The sequence below is a fragment of the Streptococcus ictaluri 707-05 genome, from assembly GCF_000188015.2.
GTDB lineage: Bacteria > Bacillota > Bacilli > Lactobacillales > Streptococcaceae > Streptococcus > Streptococcus ictaluri.
The window spans coordinates 174639-193782 of the sequence record NZ_AEUX02000001.1 but is presented as its reverse complement, the minus strand read 5'-3'; the positions used below and the strand labels follow the sequence as shown (position 1 = coordinate 193782).

The following is a 19144-nucleotide window of genomic DNA, read 5'->3' as shown; positions in this document are numbered from 1 at the left end:
CTGAGATTTTATGATAAAATATTCTCTATGAACACCTTAGTTTTAACATTAGACCCTCCTAGACAGAAGGCATTGATGGCACAATTAGCCCCTCATCATATTAGTAACGCCAGTCCTTATGTGACTTTTGCTGCTAAAAAAAATGGGGTAACTATCCTATTATATAGCTCTGGAAAACTGGTTTTACAAGGTAAAGCATGCCAACAAGTAGCTAGTGACCTAGGTCTAAGCCTTGAGTCTTCTGAAAAAAAAACACACGATACCTCACAAGATCTACCCTTGATTGGTAGTGATGAAGTAGGCAACGGTTCTTATTTTGGAGGTATTGCGGTGGTGGCTAGCTTTGTTAGACCAGAAGATCATGCCTTCTTAAAAAGCTTAGGTGTTAATGATTCAAAAACCTTGACAGATGCTAAAATTCGCCAGATTGCCCCACTATTAGAAGACAAAATCACACATAAATCCCTACTACTCTCCCCTAAAAAGTATAATGAAATGGTTGGAAAAGGAAAAGCCTACAACGCTGTCTCCGTTAAAGTAGCCCTCCATAATCAAGCCATCTTCTTACTTCTACAAGAAGGGGCAAGAGCAGAAAAAATCGTGATTGATGCTTTTACGAGTCAGACCAATTACCAAAAGCACCTGCAAAAGGAAAAAAATCACTTTAGTAACCCACTCACTTTTGAAGAAAAAGCTGAAGGCAAATACTTAGCTGTCGCCGTTAGCTCCATTATCGCTAGAAACTTATTCTTAGAAAATCTAGATAAACTTAGTCAGAAACTAGCTTATCGACTCCCTAGTGGTGCTGGACAAGCTTCTGATAAAGTCGCTAGTCAGATACTTGCCGTCTATGGCATGCCTGGTCTAGAATACAGCGCTAAACTTCATTTTGCCAATACGCAAAAAGCTCTTGCACGATACAATCACAATAAATAATAGATAAGGAAATATATGAGACATTTTATTAAAGAATGGGGACTATTTACACTCTTTTTAGTTCTCTTTGGACTATCACGTTTATTCTTATGGCAACCTGTCAAGGTTGATGGCCATTCGATGGACCCTACCCTAGCTGACAGCGAGCGATTATTGGTGCTTAACCATGCCAAAATCGACCGCTTTGATATCGTGGTTGCACGAGAATTCGAAAACGGTCAGAAAAAAGATATCGTTAAAAGGGTCGTGGGAATGCCTGGCGACAAAATTGCTTATATGGATGACACCCTCTATATCAACGGTCAAAAAACAGCCGAGCCATACCTTGTCAAATACTTAGCCGAATTTAAAAAAGATAATCTTTACGATACCTATTCTTATAATCGTCTTTTCCAACAGTTAGCTGAAAATTCAGCAGCATTCACGACCAGCTCTGATGGCAAGACCTCCTTTGAAGTAACCGTGCCAAAAGGCCAGTACTATTTGTTAGGTGATGATCGTATTGTGTCACGTGACAGTCGAGAAGTTGGACCTTTTCAAAAGGAAGCTATTGTCGGCGAAGTGAAAGCTCGTTTTTGGCCAATCAAGAAAGCCCATTTATTCAAACATTAAAAAAGCCTGCCTCTGAGCAGGTTTTCGTCTACTTATGATTTAGAAAGGGACATCAATGGACTATTTTTTCACAGGGAGGGTTGACCGCATTATTTTTGAGAATGCTGCCAACTTCTTTAAAATTCTCCTTTTAGAAATTGAGGATACTGATAGTGACTTTGATGACTTTGAAATCATCATCACAGGTACCATGGCTGATATCATGGAAGGAGATAGTTATACTTTTTGGGGACAATTAACACAACACCCCAGATACGGTCAGCAATTAACCATTAGTCGCTATCAAAAAGCCAAACCAAGTTCATCAGGATTAATTGCCTATTTTGCTAGTGATCATTTTAAAGGGATTGGTAAAAAAACAGCCGAAAAAATTATCGCTCTCTATGGCACAAATACTATTGATGGTATTTTAGAAGACCCTAGTAAGCTTGAGGCAATTTCTGGATTATCTAAGGCCAATAGACAAGCTTTTGTGGCTAAACTAAGAGTTAACTATGGCACCGAGCAGATTATTGCAGCTTTGGCAGAACTAGGCTTATCCAATCGAGTAGCCTTTCAGCTTTTTGAAAAGTATAAAGAAGAGGCTGTTGATATAGTCAAATCCAATCCTTATCAGTTGGTAGAAGATATTCCAGGCGTAGGCTTTAAGATGGCTGATACGCTTGCAGAACAAGTGGGTATTGAAAGTGATTCCCCAATGCGTTTTCGAGCAGCACTCCTTCACTGCCTCTTAGAAAAAGCAATCAGTCAAGGGGATACCTTCATCCAAGCCAGAGACTTATTAGATGCTACCATTACGCTTTTGGAAGATGCTCGCCAATTTGAGTGCAATCCCACTCTTGTAGCTGATCAACTCAGTCAGTTAATCGCTGACGAAAAAATCTGTCATATTGGCACCCGTCTATTTGATGCCAGTCTCTTTTCAGCAGAAGAAGGCATTGCTTCTCATATCAAGCGCCTCCTTGATACCCCTTTTTCTGCTTCCTTTGAAGCCGAGACAATCACAAAAACCATTGACCAGGTCCAAGACGACCTAAACATCACCTACGACCCCATTCAAAAAGAAGCTATCGCAAATGCCTTATCCAGCAAAGTATTTATCCTAACAGGTGGACCAGGGACTGGAAAAACAACTGTGATTAAAGGTATCTTACAAGCCTATGCCCAACTGCATGCTATTGATCTTAAGCAAAAAGACCTTCCTATTGTATTAGCTGCTCCAACAGGAAGAGCAGCGCGTCGCATGAATGAATTAACCGGCCTTGCCAGTGCCACCATCCATCGCCATCTAGGCTTAAATGGAGACAATGACTTTCAAGCCATGGACGATTTTCTAGACTGTGACTTAATCATTATTGATGAATTTTCTATGGTGGATACCTGGTTAGCCAATCAGTTGCTAAGAGCAGTTGCCTCTCAGACCCAAGTCATCATCGTAGGAGACAGCGACCAATTACCTTCTGTCGGACCTGGACAGGTTCTTGCTGACCTGCTAAAAGTCGAGCAGATACCCCAGATGGCTCTGCGTAAGATTTTTCGCCAATCTCAAGACTCCACCATCGTTGAGTTAGCCAACCAATTGCGACAAGGCATTCTTCCAGAAGACTTTCGAGCTAAAAAAGCGGATCGCTCTTACTTTGAAGCTCAGGCTAGCTTCATTCCTAATATGGTCAAAAAAATCACACAATCAGCCTTAAAAAGTGGCATTCCTGCCCAAGAAATCCAAGTCCTAGCGCCTATGTATAAAGGCCAAGCTGGTATCAACACCCTCAATCAACTGATGCAAGAGCTCATTAACCCCTTAAGCGAGAAGGAGACAGAATTTTCCTTTAATGACATGCATTTTCGTAAAGGGGATAAAGTACTCCATTTGGTCAATGATAGCCAGGTCAATGTCTTTAATGGAGATATTGGCTATATCACAGATATTATTCCAGCTAAATACACGGAATCCAAGCAAGATGAAATCATGATTGATTTTGAAGGTAGCCAAGTCACATATCCTCATAAAGAGTGGCTTAAAATTACCTTAGCTTATGCCATGAGCATCCATAAGTCACAAGGTAGTGAATTTCAAGTGGTGATTCTACCGATCACACGTCAGAGTGGTCGACTTCTGCAACGCAACCTCATCTACACTGCTATCACGCGCTCAAAAAGTAAGCTGATTATGTTAGGAGAAGTGGCAGCTTTTGCTGAGGCTATCCATAAAGAAGGAGACAAGCGCAAAACCTATCTGATTGAACGCTTCCAAGACAAGCATTCCGAACTTCCTTCTTCAGAAACTAGTGACGACTCAAGCTCTGATCAGTCTGTCAAAGAAGAAAACACTCAAAAAGAGCTTTCTCAACAAAGTACTGACAATAATGACGAAAAAAGAGAAGAGTACCGATTAAATGCCAAGAACCTCTCAAGTATTGATCCTATGATTGGAATTAGTCAAAAAGATATTGAATATTTTTTTAAAAAAATCTAAAAAAGGGCTTACGTAAGTCCTTTCCTATGGTATAATATTTTTATAATTATTTTGTACTAACAAAAAATACAACTTCGGACCTTAAGCAAGGAGGCTTATATGATTTCATACGAAAAAGTGCGTCAAGCATTGAAAACATCTACCATCGTTATTATTGTCTTAGATATTCTAGGTATCGTCTTCTCCTTATTTGGTTTTGCTGGTATGGCCTTTTTTTACACTCAATTAAAAAATCCTGATTTCCGCTCTCAATTTCCAGCAGAAGATTTAGCTAATGTAGAAGCCGCATTTTCACCATTTAGTATTTTCATTATAGTCTTAAACCTAATCGCTACTATTGCCATTATGGTCTTATGCTTCAAGAACTTATCAAAACTTAAACATTCTCTTCCAGTTTCAACACTACCATATCTTCTTGGTATTATCCTTTCTATTCTTAGTGTTATCCAAATGTTTGCCACAACATTCACAACTTTAGGATTTGTCCTTAATCTTGCTCAATTAGCACTCTACGGATTTGCCTTTTACAAAGCTAAAACCCTTAACGATCGCAAAGAAGATGTGGATACAGATCATGCTATCTTATAACCTCTAAGTTATTACATAAACAAACCATCCCTACTCTCCTTTATTTTGAAGTGAGCTAATAGGGGTGGTTTTTTAATAGAGATCAAGAGAAATATCTGGTTCTTTAGCTTCTAATCCTGTCATGGTAAGACCCAAGAGACGGATACCTGCCTCACTTTCTTCTAAGGAATCATAGATCTGATGAGCCACTTGTTCAATAGTAGTAAAGTCATTGATGGCTTCTTCTAAGCTTATCCTCTTAGTCAAGGTGATAAAGTCAGCATATCTGACCTTTAAGACAAGCGTCTTACCTGATTTTTGATTGGATTTTAACAGTTCAGACAGTCGGCTAGCATTTTTACTAATCTCAGCTTTGACATCTTTTTCTTCATATAAAAGTTTTCCATAGGTTCGTTCACTTCCGATTGATTTACGAATACGATTAGCTTTAACCGGAGAATTACTAATGCCTCTTGCTTTGCGGTAAAGGTCAAATCCAAAACGTCCAAAGTGATCAATCAAGGTCATTTCAGGAACTGCTAAGAGGTCAGCTCCCGTAAAAATCCCCATTTCCTCCAACTTGATAACGGATTTTTTGCCCACTCCGTGAAACTTGGCAATAGGAAGCTCTTTTAAAAAGGTCAAGGCATCTTCTGGTAATATCAAGGTCAATCCATGTGGTTTTTGGTAATCACTAGCTAATTTAGCTAAAAATTTATTATAAGAAACCCCAGCTGAACAGGTTAGGCCAACTTCTTTCCAAATATCATGTTGAATTAATTTGGCGATTTTAACAGCGGATTTAAGACCTAGTTTATTTTGTGTCACATCAAGGTAAGCCTCATCGATAGACATAGGCTCTACCTGATCCGTATAACGCTTAAAGATTTCTCTAATTTGGTAACCAATTTCTTTATACTTGTGATAATTGCCAGAGATAAAAACCGCTTGAGGACAACGCTCATAAGCCTCTTTTGAACTTATGGCTGAGTGAATACCGTATTTTCGTGCTTCATAATTACAGGTTGACACTACTCCTCTGCCACCAGTTTCTCGAGGGTCTTTGGCGATAACAACTGGCTTTCCTTTTAAATTAGGATTATCCCTTTCTTCCACTGCAGCAAAAAAGGCATCCATATCAATATGGATGATTTTTCGTGAGGTGTCATTAATCAATGGAAAAATAAGCATACTCACCTCCTTCTTTATTATACCTCTTCCCTTATCTGAAGCCAAGAACTTAAGTTCTGATACAGTTTGTGACTGTTTCAACAAACTGTATCATAAAAGAAAATTCCATTTGTCAATAATTTTGCTTGGGAAAACGTTTCCTGTATGGTAAACTTAGAATTGTAAATGTAACAGATTCTTTGCGTTACTAAAATTTAAGGAGAAATTTATGGCGACTGTAAAAACTAATACAGATGTTTTCGAAAAAGCTTGGGAAGGTTTTAAAGGAACAGACTGGAAAGAAAAAGCAAGTGTCTCTCGTTTCGTACAAGCTAACTACACCCCTTATGATGGCGATGAAAGCTTCTTAGCTGGTGCAACAGAACGTTCACTTAAAATCAAAAAAATCATCGAAGATACTAAAGCTGGTTACGAAGAAACACGTTTCCCATACGACACACGTCCATCTTCAATCGCTGGTATTCCTGCTGGATACATTGACAAAGAAAATGAGCTTATCTACGGTATCCAAAACGATGAATTGTTCAAATTGAACTTCATGCCAAAAGGTGGTATCCGTATGGCGGAAACTACTCTTAAAGAAAATGGCTATGAACCAGATCCAGCCGTTCACGAAATCTTTACTAAGTATGTGACAACTGTTAACGACGGTATCTTCCGCGCTTATACTTCAAATATTCGTCGCGCTCGTCACGCCCACACTGTAACTGGTCTTCCAGATGCTTACTCACGTGGCCGTATCATCGGTGTTTACGCTCGTCTTGCTCTTTACGGTGCTGACTACTTGATGCAAGAAAAAGTAAACGACTGGAATGCTATCACCGAAATTGATGAAGAATCAATCCGTCTTCGTGAAGAAATCAACCTTCAATACCAAGCACTTGGTGAAGTGGCTAAACTTGGTGACCTTTACGGTGTTGACGTTCGTCGTCCTGCTGAAAACGTTAAAGAAGCTATCCAATGGGTTAACATTGCATTCATGGCTGTATGTCGTGTGATCAACGGTGCTGCTACTTCTCTTGGACGTGTGCCAATCGTTCTTGATATCTTTGCAGAACGTGACTTAGCTCGTGGAACATTCACAGAGTCAGAAATCCAAGAATTCGTTGATGATTTCGTTCTTAAATTACGTACTGTTAAATTTGGTCGTACCAAAGCTTACGATGCTCTTTACTCAGGTGACCCAACATTTATCACAACATCTATGGCTGGTATGGGTAACGACGGTCGTCACCGTGTGACAAAAATGGATTACCGTTTCTTGAACACTCTTGATAACATCGGTAACTCTCCTGAGCCAAACTTGACTGTTCTTTGGACTGACCAATTACCTGAATCTTTCCGTCGCTATTGTATGAAGATGAGCCACAAACACTCTTCTATCCAATACGAAGGTGTGACAACAATGGCTAAAGAAGGATATGGCGAAATGTCATGTATCTCATGTTGTGTATCACCACTTGACCCAGAAAACGAAGACAAACGTCACAATATCCAATACTTCGGTGCGCGTGTTAACGTTCTTAAAGCCCTTCTTACTGGTCTTAACGGTGGTTATGACGATGTTCACAGAGACTACAAAGTATTTAACGTTGTTGAGCCAATCACTTCTGAAGTGCTTAACTACGACGAAGTTATGGCTAACTTCGAAAAATCTCTTGACTGGTTGACTGATACTTACGTAGATGCGCTTAACATCATTCACTACATGACTGACAAGTACAACTACGAAGCTGTTCAAATGGCCTTCTTGCCAAGTCACCAACGTGCTAACATGGGATTCGGTATCTGTGGATTCGCAAATACTGTTGATACATTGTCAGCTATCAAATACGCTACTGTTAAAACTATCCGCGACGAAAACGGCTACATCTACGACTACGAAGTTATCGGTGATTTCCCTCGTTACGGTGAAGATGATGACCGTGTAGATGATATCGCTAAATGGTTGATGGAAGCTTACCACACACGTCTTGCAAGCCACAAACTATACAAAGACGCTGAAGCTTCTGTATCACTTCTTACCATCACTTCAAACGTTGCTTACTCTAAACAAACTGGTAACTCTCCAGTTCACCGTGGTGTCTTCCTCAATGAAGATGGTTCTGTTAACACTAGCCAAGTGGAATTCTTCTCACCAGGTGCTAACCCATCTAACAAAGCTAAAGGTGGTTGGTTACAAAACCTTAACTCATTGGCTAAATTGGAATTCTCACACGCTAATGATGGTATCTCATTAACAACACAAGTATCACCTCGTGCACTTGGTAAAACATTTGACGAGCAAGTTGATAACTTGGTAACTGTTCTTGATGGTTACTTTGAAAACGGTGGCCAACACGTTAACTTGAACGTTATGGACCTTAACGATGTTTATGACAAGATCATGAGCGGTGAAGACGTTATCGTACGTATCTCAGGTTACTGTGTCAACACGAAATACCTCACACCAGAACAAAAACAAGAATTGACTCAACGTGTCTTCCACGAAGTTCTTTCAATGGATGATGCTGCTGAAGCTATTTCTGGAAAATAACATCAAAAAGAAAGAGCTTGTCTTAGTTGACAAGCTTTTCTTTTTCACTAAAATAGAGGTATGCTAATCAAACAAACACGAAATACCTTATCAGATGCCTATTTAGATGCCCTCAAAATAAGACGTGCTGTCTTTGTTGCCGAGCAAGGAGTTCCAGAAAGCCTTGAAATAGATGCCAAAGAAGCCCATTGCCTACATTTTGTTTTATACGATGAGCATCAAAAGCCCGCTGCGACTTGTCGCCTTCTTCCTGATAGTCACTTTCAGTGCGCCACTTTACAGCGTATGGCTGTGCTAAAAGCCTATCGTAAGCGAGGTTTTGGAAAAGTTCTTATGCACCATGTCATCCAAGAAGCTAAAAACCAAGGTTTTCAGCTCTTAGAGCTACATGCCCAATTAAGTGCACAGCCCTTTTATGCCAAACTAAACTTTGAGCCTAAAGGCCCTATTTTCACAGAAGCTGGCATTGAACATGTGACCATGCAACTCAAATTATAAAAAAGCCTCGAAAGGCTTTTTTTATTGTTCTTAACTAAAATTTAGTGACCGACTAAGCCGAATCCTTTAGCAACTAGAGTAACCTTCAGTTGACCGCCTTCTTGATTCACTGTCACATCACCAAATAAGACTTCTTGTATGATCTCGGACATGCCAAAATCTGCCAAGGAGACTTCTAACTGCTCTACTTCATCTGATTGAGACCACATGAATAAGAAGAATTCTTCTTTGGTGAAGCGGGCAAAAGCAAATAAGTCCCCTGTCATCGAGATGATTTTAAAGCCACCTGTTTGTAGTGCTTCTCTACTGGTTTTTAAGGGACACAATCGCTGATAAAGCTGGAAGTTTTGGCTCTGTTCTGGCGTTAAAGGCACATCCCAATTCATAGGATAGCGAGTTCCTTCCGTAGAATGACCATGCCCTGCCAATAATTGCTCATCCCCATACCAAATACTAGTCGCTCCAGGTAATCCAAAGAGGATCACAGAAGCGCCTTGAAAAGCTTGCGTCGTGATATTTGGCATATGATACAACCGAATAATATCATGAGAATCAATGAGGTTAAGCATCTGATACTGAACTTGAGATGGAATTTTGGTCAAAAATTGTAAAATACGGTGCCCTAGGTGACTAGCATCTCTGGGGTAATGGATTTTAGCCAAATCTGCCTGACGATCCATAAAGAGATCTCCTGTGCCTGCAAATTCACGTAAGGGCCTTGCTGCTTGAAAATAATTCATGGTAGAGTCCCACTGTTTGGTGTCAAACATCTCCCAAGCGTCAGCCCATTCTTCGGCTAAGACCACTGCATCAGGTTTGGTTTTTTTAACTTCTTGATAGATTTCCTGCCAAACCTCGTGATAGACATCTAAAATCTCATTTCTAGCCATGACATCTGCCACATCAAAGCGCCAACCATCAATATTAAAGGGTTCTTTAAGGTAACGTTTTAAAACAGAGTTCTCATTTCTGTAGATTATATCCCTTAATTTCTCAGAGCCATAATTGAGCTGTGGCATGGTCTCAACGCCAAACCAGGACAAATAACTGCCATCTTCTTTAATAAAGAAAAACTCGCGTTCTGGACTGTCAGGATTATGATAAGCTCCTTAACTCTTATCATAAAATTCACAGGTTTTGTTAAACCACTTGGAAGACGAACTGGTATGATTAATCGAAATATCTAAAATCAAGCGCATGTCACGGTCATGCATGGCTTTAGAAAGCGCAATAAGGGCTTCTTCACCTCCTAAGCTAGGGTCAACCTCAAAATAATCAAGGGCATCATACTTATGATGGGTCGGTGAGGTAAAAATAGGATTAAGGTAAATTCCGTTGACATCAAGCTCTTGCAAGTAATCCAAGCGATCAATAATCCCCCACAAATCACCCCCATAAAAATCCATCCCAGAAACTTCACTATATTCAAGAGGCGCTTCATCCCAGTTCATCAAGCGTGGCTGTTTGTGATTATAAGTGAAAGCATCCGCTTTTAGGGTCAATTCTGGACGGCCATTAGCAAAGCGATCGGGCATGATTTGATAAAAGACCGTTTTAGAAAGCCATGACGGTGCGTCATAATCTGTAAAAATCTTAAAATTACGACTATCATCTGGCAAATAAGTTGTGAGGCCAGCTTGGGTGTAAAAATAAATTGTATCCTGAGTCGTTAAGTAAAATTGATAGGTCAAAAACTGGTCCAAACAATGTGCTTGCGCTTGGTAATAAACCAGCCCATTAACAACTTTTTGTTTGCTCATGGTCTCAATAATTTCCACACCTTGTTTTTTATAGCGTAAAAAAACCTTATCAATCTTGTCATTGACACGAAGTCTTATGGTAATGCTAATCTTATCACCTCTTTTTGGGTAGGGGTTAGACACATAATGACTGGTTGAATCCGAATAGATAGATGTCAAAAGGGATTCCATATATTCTCCTTAATAAACTTGTCTGATACTTTCAAAAAAGAAGGCCCTAAAGAAATGCTTGACCTTTCCTTGGGGCCTTTTTCAAAACTTATTTTTTCTCGCTTTGTAGATAGCGTTTGTAAGCCGTTTGATGAATGCTTTGGTATTCTTTTAAGCCCATTTTATCAAGAGCTTTTAAGTAGTCATCCCATTCTTTATCAATATTACCTTCTGTAACCCAATGAGCTTGTTTAGATTGAATGAAGGACATGATATCTACGGAAATCACTGACAAACGATTGAGTTCTTCTTGGGTGAACATGACATTAGGGAAGGCTTCTTGAGCAGCGTCTTCGACCACTTTTTGAGCTTCTAACTTAAGGCCATCACCAGCTCCTTTAGGTAAGGTGACTTTTTGGTTAAAGCCATCTGGAGCATATTTAGGTCCAAAACTTCTTAAAGAATTAACCCATGCAAAAATATCTTGCTCGCCATCTGGGGCTTCTAAAACCGTATAAGTACCATCTTCATTCTTCTTAGTGGCCTTGTCAAAGGAACCGTAGAAAGTCTGAATGGTTGCGTCCTCAGTATAGAATTGGTCAAAGAACGCTAGAATTTTACCAGGATCTTTAGCTTGATCAGTAATCAAGAGTTCATTTCGCCCATAACCACTACCATCTGAGTGAACAAAAGCTTTGCCACTTGGACCTGTGATAGGTGGCATCGGTACATACTCAGAAGCATGTGGTCCAAACAAGGAATCTGCTGTCCAGCCAGCAGAGATACCAACAATAGCATCCCCCTTATTCTGACGTTTCGCTTCTGCTTGAGAGGAATCTTGAGTGAAAATTTCAAGATCAATTAATTTTTCTTGATATTGTTGATGTACCCATTTAATCCCCTCTTTATAGTAATCAGCAGTTGGAGTAAAGGTAATTTTCTTGTCATTGACTGTCCAGTAACGTCCTGATTCTCCTGGACTGATAACTGTCCCAAATGGTAACGCATAAGTTAAGATTGGGTCTACACCACCATTTTCAAATGGAATTTCATCGGAAGGATTCCCATTGCCATTAGCATCTTTATCACGAAAGGCTTTTGAAACCGCAACTAAGTCTTCATAAGTCTTTGGCATTTGTAAACCTAAACGATCCAACCATTTTTGATTAATATAAAGCTGATTAGCCACTTTGGGACTCATTGGTTCACGTTTTGGCAAGGAATAAATATGCCCATCTGGATCGGTGACAATAGCACGCATGTTCGGATTCTTTTTCATAATTTTGGTTAGATTAGGCATGTGCTTGTCAATCAAAGATTCTAGTGGAATGAAGCGATTTTTAAAGACAGACAAATCACTGTCTGAGAAGGAAATTGAGCCTAAAAAAGCATCTGGGAGCTTACCACCAGCCATAAGAACAGCTTTTTGGTCTGCCCAATCTGAGTTCAAATAGACTTTCCAGTTGACCGAAACATCTGCTTTTTTCTCAGCTTTTTCAACAAAACCTTTTAAGAAATCTTTGCCCCAGTCTTGCCAACGGACAGTTGCCACTGTAAAATCCTTATCACTAGTACTTTTTGATTCTTTTGAAGCAGTTTGAGACTGACAAGCACTTAAGGACAAGGCTAAGATAGGTAATAGGGAACTAAGTAACAGATAAGAGCGGATAGGTTTTTTCATGTTTTCTCCTTTATAAATATTGGTATCCTACAAGTAACGATTGACAATTACAATGATTTTTTCCCTCCACTTTCTTCGTATTTTTTTAGTATTTTTCTAAAAAAGATGACCTTGATTAAGGCTAATAAGGCTGCACCACCAAAGCTGAAAAAGTATAGGGCTGTGACAAGGCCGATACGGCTACTTAAAAAGAAGAGGTATAATGCCAAATATAAACCACTCATGGCAAGCAGCTTCCACTTCTCACAAGCACTAAATTGCATGACAGAGACGAGTTGTTTCCTTAAACGATTCTGATAACGAACGATAAAGTAATAGGTCGAAAAGACAAAGAGCCACAAATAAAGGCTAACAATTGAGAGACTGGAAATGAGTATCAGTCTCGGTAAACCAGTCGTCAGATTCATCAATCTGACATTTAATAAGACAACTAGCATCACCAAACCACTTAATCCATAAAAGTAGCTACTGTCTTTCCAATTGGCTTTAAAAGTAGTGTAGAAACCTTTGCTGACATGAAGTCGCTTGCCGTCTCGAAGATCACCAACCGACTTGTACAGAGCTGTTAAACTCGCCCCAAGTGTTATGACAGGTAAAGAAAATGTAAGAAATAAACAATTAAGAAGCCATAAATCAAAGCATGCCTCTAAAAAAACAGTACACGACTATTTGGATTAAGTAATTTAGTCATCAGTTGTCTTCCTATTCTTTAATCGAACCAATCATGACCCCTTTATTAAAATGTTTCTGCAACAAGGGGTATAAACAAAGAATGGGTAAGGTGGATACTACAATAGCAGCATACTTCATCATTTCTGACAAATCCCTTAGCTTAGAAGCTAAGCTACCTGTTGCCTGTTTTAATAAGGAATCATTAGTTACTAAAATGCGTCTCAAAACCAATTGCAAGGGCTGCAAATCAGCATCTGTTAAGTAAATCAAAGCATTAAACCAGGAATTCCAAATGCCAACAGCTGTCCATAAGCCAATAACCGCAATGATGGCTTTTGACAGAGGCAATACGAACGAGAAGAAGAAACGTATGGTTCCTGCACCATCCATCTGAGCTGCCTCCCATAAGCCTTCAGGAATATTACTCTTAAAGAAGGTTTTAGCCACAATCACATTGTAAGAAGACACAGCAAAAGGAACTATCATAACCAAGGGATTATTGAGCAAGCCTACATCTCTAACTACCAAATAAGTTGGAATCAAGCCCCCAGAGATAAACATGGGAACCAAGAAAAGAAATTGAATCACTTTTTTCCCTAATAACTCCTGTCGTGATAAGGCATAGCCAGCAGGGAGATTAACCGCTAAGCCAAAAAGAATTCCAAAAAAGGTATATAAAATGGTGTTACGGTAACCAATCCAGATGCTACGATCTTGCAGTAAGGTTCGATAGGCATTTAAGCTCCATTCTTTAGGCCATAAGAGCACATCTCCTCTTGCCACTGAAGAAGGATCACTAAACGAAGCAATAAAAACAAACCACAATGGGTAAATGACCAAAAGAATAATCAAACAGGCAATGACATAGAGGCTAATATCAAAAAGAACATCTGACGCTTTACGTTTGAAAAATTTAGTTATCACTTTCAAGTCCAAATCTCCTTATAATAAGCTATTTTCCGTGTATTTTTTCGCTAACCAGTTCACCGTTAGTAGAATAATTAAATTGACTAAGGTATTAAACAATCCAATAGCCGTCGACAAACTGTATTGGAAGCTTTGCAGCCCCATCTTATAAACATAGGTCGAGATGATTTCACTCGCTGATAAGTTAAGAGGGTTTTGTAAAAGAAGGACTTTTTCAAATCCTATACTCAGTAAACCACCTGCCCTCAGGATCAAAAGAACCACCATGGTCGGAATCAAATGGGGTATATCAATAGCCAAAATCTTTTGAAAGCGACTGGCTCCGTCCATTTCTGCCGCCTCATAGTAAGTCGGATCAATGGATGCTAAAGCTGCGATATAAACTATGCTGTCCCAACCGGTGTGTTGCCAAACATCACTCCACACATAAATGTCTTTGAAAAAACTATTATTAGCTAAAATATTGGGATAATGTAAACCTAAAAAACGAAAGAAATTAGCCACAATCCCTGTCTCAGGTGAGAAGAAAATCAAGACCATCCCCACCACAACCATAACTGAAATAAAATGCGGAAAATAAGTGGTCACTTGGAAAATCTTCTTAAAGCGTTCACTCCTCAATTGATTTGATAACAAGGCAATCAAAATAGGCAAGGGAAATCCAATAAATATACTATAAAGACTAATCACCAAGGTATTTTTAATGGTCAAACCAAACTGGTAAGAATTAAAAAATTGGTAAAAATGCTTAAAACCGACCCATGGACTGCCTGAAAAACCAAGTGACGGTGAATAATCTTTAAAAGCAATCACAAGCCCATACATGGGATAGTAAGAAAATACAAGAAGTAAGACTAAAGAAGGTAAAAGCAAGACATAAAGAGGTATGCTTTTTTGAAATCTTTTTTGTAGTCGGTTATGTACTGGCTAATTACAGTTGGCATTTTCAATTGTCTTTCTCCATTTCATAAGGTGTCTAGCTTAGTGAGATTAGTTTAGGTTTCATCTGGTTTATCGTTAAATCAAATAGTAAAAATAAAGAAAAGTGTTGTCACAACCATTTTTCTTTATTAGGTTTATCGTTAAACTAATCTTCCCAAATAAATCCCAAAAGTCTTTGTAAGAATTAGGGAAGCGTTTTCTATTGACCTCAATATAATACGAGAGTAAAAACCTGTCAATACCCTTTCTAAAAATCTTTTGCCATTTTAAGTTTGTCAAGAGACGGACTTATGGTATCATAGACTTATCTTTTACATTGCGTGAATTGGAGTTTACCTGTGCCAACTATTAAAGAAATTGCTGCCCAACTGGGAATCAGTCCCATGACGGTTTCAAATGTGCTCAATAATAAACGTCATAAAGTTAGTGATAAAACCTATCAAAAAGTCATGGCTCTCATTGAAGAAAGTGGCTATATTCCTGATGCTAATGCTAGGTCTCTGAGTAGTGGTCTATCTCGTATCATCGCCCTTTGGCTGCCTTCTTTTGAAGGGAAGAGCTTGCTTGAAATCCCTTATTTATCTAGCATTATCGCTACTATTTCCCGATTTGCTAATCAATACCATTATGACATCATGCTTTTGTAGACCCCCTCAGTAGAGGAGTGTTGCCATACCGCTAAGTCATGGGGGGCAGATGGGGTTATTGCCTTTGGGATTTCTTCTCAGCATGCTAAGCAAATGACAAAAACCCTTTCTATTCCGACGGTTTTTATCGATTCTTATGTGGACGATGACAGCATTTATACTATTCATTCAGACGATTTCAGAGGAGCTTATTTGGCCACCAAACAGCTCTGCCAATTAGGTCATAAAGCCATCGCCTTTGCCTCAGGCAAAGAGGTTTATCACTTAGAGGCTTTTAACAAAATGGTATCCTCTATCAACGGTTTTTGGGTTATCAAAAAGCCATTCAAGAATGGCAGCTTGAACCACACTTGCTTGGTCAGGAAATTTGTTTTGATGGCGGCTACACTCTTGGAGAAGAGCTTGCTAAGCATAATCCCCATCAGATTACGGCTATTTTTTCAACAGCCGATGAAATGATTGTCGGCATTAAGGAAGGTTTAGAGGCTCACCAAAAAAAGTCCCAGATGATTTTTCGCTCATTGGATTTGATAATTTGCCTTTTACACTCTATACTAGCCCTAAATTAACAACCATTCACCAAGAAACCAGCCAAAAGGCCCAACTTGCCATTGATTCCCTTTTAGCACTCTTACATGGAAAAAACATTCCAACAAAACAGGTGCTACCAGTTGCTCTGATAGAAAGAGAATCTTCAGCAAGCCCCCGACTTTACTAAGCAAGAAGGACTAGACAGTTTTGTCTAGTCCTTCTTGCTTAGTTTTGGTAAAGCTTTCTAGGATAGCATCACGAATAAGACGACGCTCTGCAATCCACAAAGGTCTATCATCCGTTTCAAAGGTGCGATTGGTCAAAAAAATCGCTGCTTGTCCTTCGTTTTTATTGAGCATAATAAATGGACCTGTATAACCCGTGTGATCTATCCAATCCCTTTCCAAGTTCCACCCTAAAGATCTGCTCTTGGCAGTGCCACTATAGTCTCGAAAAAGGGAATCTGAAAAATCGTCCTCAAGGTAATGCTCTAAAAAGAGCTGTAAATCCTTAAGCGTCGAAAAGAGTCCTGCTGAACCAGCATGTTCTTTTAAAACCCTAGCTTTAGGATTATGAACTTGTCCATCACTAATTCCTCGACGCGTCGGGAGAGCTTCTCTTCGTGGACCAAAAGAGGTCTGGCTCATGCCAAATGGCGTAAAAATACGCTCTTTAAACAAGTGATCCAAAGACTGCCCAAAGAGCTCTTCTAACATAAAGCCTAACAATAAAAAATTGACATCCGTATAATGAAAAGACTGATCTTCTTTTTGGGTCAATTGATTAAGAGCTTGCTTAAGCTGCTCAGCATTCAGATTATCTCTGTTAGGAATATAAGGGTCTAAGCCACTTGTATGAGTCAATAGTTGTCTAAGCGTAACCATCTCATTTACTACTGCTGGGTAATAATATTTCAAGGGAAAGTCCAAGTGCAGCGCACCACTATTGACTAGAAAAATGCACATTGTTGCAACGCCAATTACTTTTGAGACGCTGGCCAAATCATAGACCATGTCTTCTCTCACTTTTTGCTTGCCATCCACCGTGCCAATGTAATATTCTTGCCACTTACCCGACTGAAAAAGTGCTAAACTAGCCCCATGGTATAAGCCTCTATCTATCTGTTGATGGATGGTTTCTAACAGTTTTAAGGACATTTGACAAACCAAATTTCAATACGACTTGGGTCCGAAATGACTAGGACTTTTTCCTTCTTATCCAGATAGACCTGCTGACCTTTTTCTTCTAAGTAAGCTTTTAAGGCTAACATATCATAATCTGCTGGCACTTGAAACTCTAGTATTTCTAAATCCCAAGCAATGTGGGGGTCAATAGCTAAATCAGGTCCTTCTTCTTGATTGAACTCTAGGGCAATTGGTAATTGGTTCGTAAAAATAGACTGATAAAAGGCTTTGGAGGCTGTTTCATCAGGTACGTTGAGCACAATAATGTCAAATTGGAAATGACGTAATCCTTTAAAGATAGCTTCTTTAGCCAGTGACGGCATGTCAGCAGGCTCTAGGACTTCAATACTGTCTTCAGCGTGAAGGAGGAATCGGTCACCCTCTGGCGAATTAATTTCAAAAGCGTAGCCATTTTTCCCCTTAAAAAGTAGATCATAAGCAGCTCCATGCGCTAACAACTGTTCAATATCTTCTGGAAAGTTTGTTTTGATGACAACGGTATTGACTTTTTTAGGCCCTTGAACCGCACGGGTTCTAGCTGCTGGCGACTCTTCAATCACAAAGCGCTCTTGTCCTTCTCCCCAAGATGAAAAAATAGCAATGGCATTTTCTTCTGAGACCAAGCGTAAACCTAATTGCTCTTGGTAAAAAGCGATATTAAGGTCACGGTCATTGACACGTAAAACAGGAGTTTTAAAGACGAGATTGTTAAATAAAGACATAATTTCCTCCTAATCCTCTGTTATTATAGACAAAAAAGCCTTTTTTGACAAGAAATTATATGCTAAGCTAAGGTCTCTAGCCGTCGGTTTCTTTTGAAAGTAAAATTGACGAAGACCCATTTTTTTTGTAAACTAGTCTTTATGAATGAAATGATTATCCTTAGACTGATACAGGCTTTGCTAGTTTCGGCAATGCTTTTTATTTTTGTGGTATTGGTAAAACACCTTAAAAGCCATCAGATCAACCCTTTTAAACGTTTCTGGACTGGCTTTTTTATTGGCCTTGTCACAGATTGCTTAGATACCCTTGGCATTGGCTCTTTTGCCACTACAACTACCTTATTTAAGGTGACCAAATTAGTCACTGATGATAAGAAATTACCTGGAACCATGACCGTCGGGCACGTTATTCCTGTTCTCATCCAGTCTCTTTGCTTTATTTTTGTCGTTAAAGTGGAGGTTCTGACCTTGGTTACCATGGCTGCTGCCGCTTTTGTGGGTGCCTATTTTGGGACTCAAATCACTAAAAATTGGCATACCCCTACTGTTCAACGCATTTTAGGAAGCCTTTTGATAGTAGCTGCTTTAATCATGATTTTTAGAATGATTGCTCATCCAGGTGATAATCTTTCTGATGCTGTCCATGGTTTGCATGGTATTTGGCTATTTGTCGGAATCGCCTTTAACTTTACTGTTGGGGTCTTAATGACCATGGGACTAGGCAATTACGCACCCGAGTTGATTTTCTTCTCACTCATGGGACTAAGTCCTGCTGTCGCAATGCCTGTCATGATGCTAGATGCTGCTATGATTATGGCGGCTTCAAGTAGCCAATTTATCAAGGGCAACCGTGTTAACTGGGATGGTTTTGCTGGTATTGTCTGCGGAGGGGTTATTGGGGTTTTAATTGCAGTTCTCTTCTTAACTAACCTAGATATTAATAGCCTCAAAGTACTGGTCATTGCTATCGTCATCTTTACAGGAGGCATGTTGATACGCTCATCTCTAACCCCAACTATGGCGAAACAAGTGGCACATAAATAAAAAAGAGGTCAAAACCTCTTTTTTTTAATCGAAACTGTTAAGATCTTAGGCTCGACAGTTAGGTCTAG

At 39.4% G+C, this 19144-nt stretch carries 16 protein-coding genes and 3 pseudogenes; 11 read left to right on the top strand and 8 right to left on the bottom strand.

Annotation, left to right across the window (positions count from 1 at the left end; translation table 11 throughout):
* Positions 1 to 27: 27 nt before the first annotated feature.
* The 4 genes from rnhC (at position 28) to STRIC_RS00895 (ending at position 4612) form a co-directional block, all read left to right on the top strand.
* Positions 28 to 936: a ribonuclease HIII gene (rnhC, locus tag STRIC_RS12325; protein ID WP_008086977.1), complete on the top strand. Its 909-nt coding sequence runs from the start codon at positions 28 to 30 to the stop codon at positions 934 to 936.
* 15 nt (positions 937 to 951) lie between these two features.
* Positions 952 to 1548, top strand: a complete 597-nt coding sequence (lepB, locus tag STRIC_RS12320; RefSeq protein ID WP_008087383.1) for a signal peptidase I — start codon at positions 952 to 954, stop codon at positions 1546 to 1548.
* 55 nt (positions 1549 to 1603) lie between these two features.
* Complete coding sequence (gene recD2, locus STRIC_RS00900; protein WP_008087328.1) at positions 1604 to 4024, top strand: SF1B family DNA helicase RecD2; 2421 nt, start codon at positions 1604 to 1606, stop codon at positions 4022 to 4024.
* Between the two features lie 99 nt (positions 4025 to 4123).
* Positions 4124 to 4612, top strand: coding sequence for a DUF4064 domain-containing protein (locus STRIC_RS00895; RefSeq protein ID WP_008087194.1), 489 nt, complete (start codon positions 4124 to 4126; stop codon positions 4610 to 4612).
* Positions 4613 to 4684: 72 nt separating this feature from the next.
* Here STRIC_RS00895 and dinB read toward each other — a convergent pair whose 3' ends face one another.
* A complete protein-coding gene (gene dinB / locus STRIC_RS00890) occupies positions 4685 to 5782 on the bottom strand; it encodes a DNA polymerase IV (RefSeq protein WP_008086999.1) in 1098 nt (365 codons plus the stop codon).
* Positions 5783 to 5990: 208 nt separating this feature from the next.
* On the opposite strand from dinB, the gene pflB reads away from it, so the two are divergent.
* Positions 5991 to 8318, top strand: coding sequence for a formate C-acetyltransferase (gene pflB, locus STRIC_RS00885; RefSeq protein WP_008087283.1), 2328 nt, complete (start codon positions 5991 to 5993; stop codon positions 8316 to 8318).
* Positions 8319 to 8378: 60 nt separating this feature from the next.
* Positions 8379 to 8816, top strand: a complete 438-nt coding sequence (locus STRIC_RS00880) for a GNAT family N-acetyltransferase (protein WP_008087222.1) — start codon at positions 8379 to 8381, stop codon at positions 8814 to 8816.
* 41 nt (positions 8817 to 8857) lie between these two features.
* Here STRIC_RS00880 and STRIC_RS13120 read toward each other — a convergent pair.
* The 5 genes and pseudogenes from STRIC_RS13120 to STRIC_RS00855 form a co-directional block, all read right to left on the bottom strand.
* Positions 8858 to 10747 (bottom strand): annotated as a pseudogene (locus STRIC_RS13120) (glycoside hydrolase family 13 protein).
* An 88-nt stretch (positions 10748 to 10835) separates the two neighbouring features.
* Positions 10836 to 12407: a type 2 periplasmic-binding domain-containing protein gene (locus STRIC_RS00870; protein ID WP_008087110.1), complete on the bottom strand. Its 1572-nt coding sequence runs from the start codon at positions 12405 to 12407 to the stop codon at positions 10836 to 10838.
* A gap of 47 nt (positions 12408 to 12454) precedes the next feature.
* A pseudogene (locus STRIC_RS12540) lies at positions 12455 to 13024 on the bottom strand (DUF624 domain-containing protein); the annotation flags it as partial.
* A gap of 85 nt (positions 13025 to 13109) precedes the next feature.
* Positions 13110 to 14009, bottom strand: a complete 900-nt coding sequence (locus tag STRIC_RS00860; RefSeq protein WP_008087210.1) for a carbohydrate ABC transporter permease — start codon at positions 14007 to 14009, stop codon at positions 13110 to 13112.
* Positions 14010 to 14021: 12 nt separating this feature from the next.
* Positions 14022 to 14879: an ABC transporter permease gene (locus STRIC_RS00855; protein ID WP_008087265.1), complete on the bottom strand. Its 858-nt coding sequence runs from the start codon at positions 14877 to 14879 to the stop codon at positions 14022 to 14024.
* Positions 14880 to 15286: 407 nt separating this feature from the next.
* Between STRIC_RS00855 and STRIC_RS12530 the strand changes: the two genes are divergently transcribed.
* The 4 genes and pseudogenes from STRIC_RS12530 to STRIC_RS12515 all read left to right on the top strand — a co-directional run bounded on the left by STRIC_RS12530 (position 15287) and on the right by STRIC_RS12515 (position 16313).
* A complete protein-coding gene (locus STRIC_RS12530; RefSeq protein ID WP_008087216.1) occupies positions 15287 to 15595 on the top strand; it encodes a LacI family DNA-binding transcriptional regulator in 309 nt (102 codons plus the stop codon).
* A 57-nt stretch (positions 15596 to 15652) separates the two neighbouring features.
* Positions 15653 to 15787 (top strand): annotated as a pseudogene (locus STRIC_RS12525) (LacI family DNA-binding transcriptional regulator); the annotation flags it as partial.
* Positions 15788 to 15900: 113 nt separating this feature from the next.
* Complete coding sequence (locus tag STRIC_RS12520; protein WP_234944180.1) at positions 15901 to 16164, top strand: hypothetical protein; 264 nt, start codon at positions 15901 to 15903, stop codon at positions 16162 to 16164.
* A complete protein-coding gene (locus tag STRIC_RS12515; RefSeq protein ID WP_008086993.1) occupies positions 16131 to 16313 on the top strand; it encodes a substrate-binding domain-containing protein in 183 nt (60 codons plus the stop codon). The genes STRIC_RS12520 and STRIC_RS12515 overlap by 34 nt, the downstream gene beginning before the upstream one ends.
* Before the next feature lie 10 nt (positions 16314 to 16323).
* Here STRIC_RS12515 and STRIC_RS00845 read toward each other — a convergent pair whose 3' ends face one another.
* Positions 16324 to 17283, bottom strand: coding sequence for a serine hydrolase domain-containing protein (locus tag STRIC_RS00845; RefSeq protein ID WP_008087227.1), 960 nt, complete (start codon positions 17281 to 17283; stop codon positions 16324 to 16326).
* A complete protein-coding gene (locus STRIC_RS00840) occupies positions 17274 to 18032 on the bottom strand; it encodes a CppA N-terminal domain-containing protein (RefSeq protein ID WP_008087358.1) in 759 nt (252 codons plus the stop codon). The genes STRIC_RS00845 and STRIC_RS00840 overlap by 10 nt, the downstream gene beginning before the upstream one ends.
* Positions 18033 to 18173: 141 nt before the next feature.
* Between STRIC_RS00840 and STRIC_RS00835 the strand changes: the two genes are divergently transcribed.
* Positions 18174 to 19076, top strand: coding sequence for a sulfite exporter TauE/SafE family protein (locus tag STRIC_RS00835; protein WP_234944177.1), 903 nt, complete (start codon positions 18174 to 18176; stop codon positions 19074 to 19076).
* The last annotated feature ends 68 nt before the right edge of the window (positions 19077 to 19144 follow it).

Coding starts and splice junctions, on each gene's coding strand:
- lepB (WP_008087383.1), top strand. CDS start 952: ATGAGACATTTTATTAAAGAATGGGGACTATTTACACTCTTTTTAGTT.
- STRIC_RS00835 (WP_234944177.1), top strand. CDS start 18,174: ATGAATGAAATGATTATCCTTAGACTGATACAGGCTTTGCTAGTTTCG.
- dinB (WP_008086999.1), bottom strand. CDS start 5,782: ATGCTTATTTTTCCATTGATTAATGACACCTCACGAAAAATCATCCAT.
- STRIC_RS00870 (WP_008087110.1), bottom strand. CDS start 12,407: ATGAAAAAACCTATCCGCTCTTATCTGTTACTTAGTTCCCTATTACCT.
- STRIC_RS00845 (WP_008087227.1), bottom strand. CDS start 17,283: ATGTCCTTAAAACTGTTAGAAACCATCCATCAACAGATAGATAGAGGC.
- rnhC (WP_008086977.1), top strand. CDS start 28: ATGAACACCTTAGTTTTAACATTAGACCCTCCTAGACAGAAGGCATTG.
- STRIC_RS00840 (WP_008087358.1), bottom strand. CDS start 18,032: ATGTCTTTATTTAACAATCTCGTCTTTAAAACTCCTGTTTTACGTGTC.
- recD2 (WP_008087328.1), top strand. CDS start 1,604: ATGGACTATTTTTTCACAGGGAGGGTTGACCGCATTATTTTTGAGAAT.
- STRIC_RS00880 (WP_008087222.1), top strand. CDS start 8,379: ATGCTAATCAAACAAACACGAAATACCTTATCAGATGCCTATTTAGAT.
- pflB (WP_008087283.1), top strand. CDS start 5,991: ATGGCGACTGTAAAAACTAATACAGATGTTTTCGAAAAAGCTTGGGAA.
- STRIC_RS00895 (WP_008087194.1), top strand. CDS start 4,124: ATGATTTCATACGAAAAAGTGCGTCAAGCATTGAAAACATCTACCATC.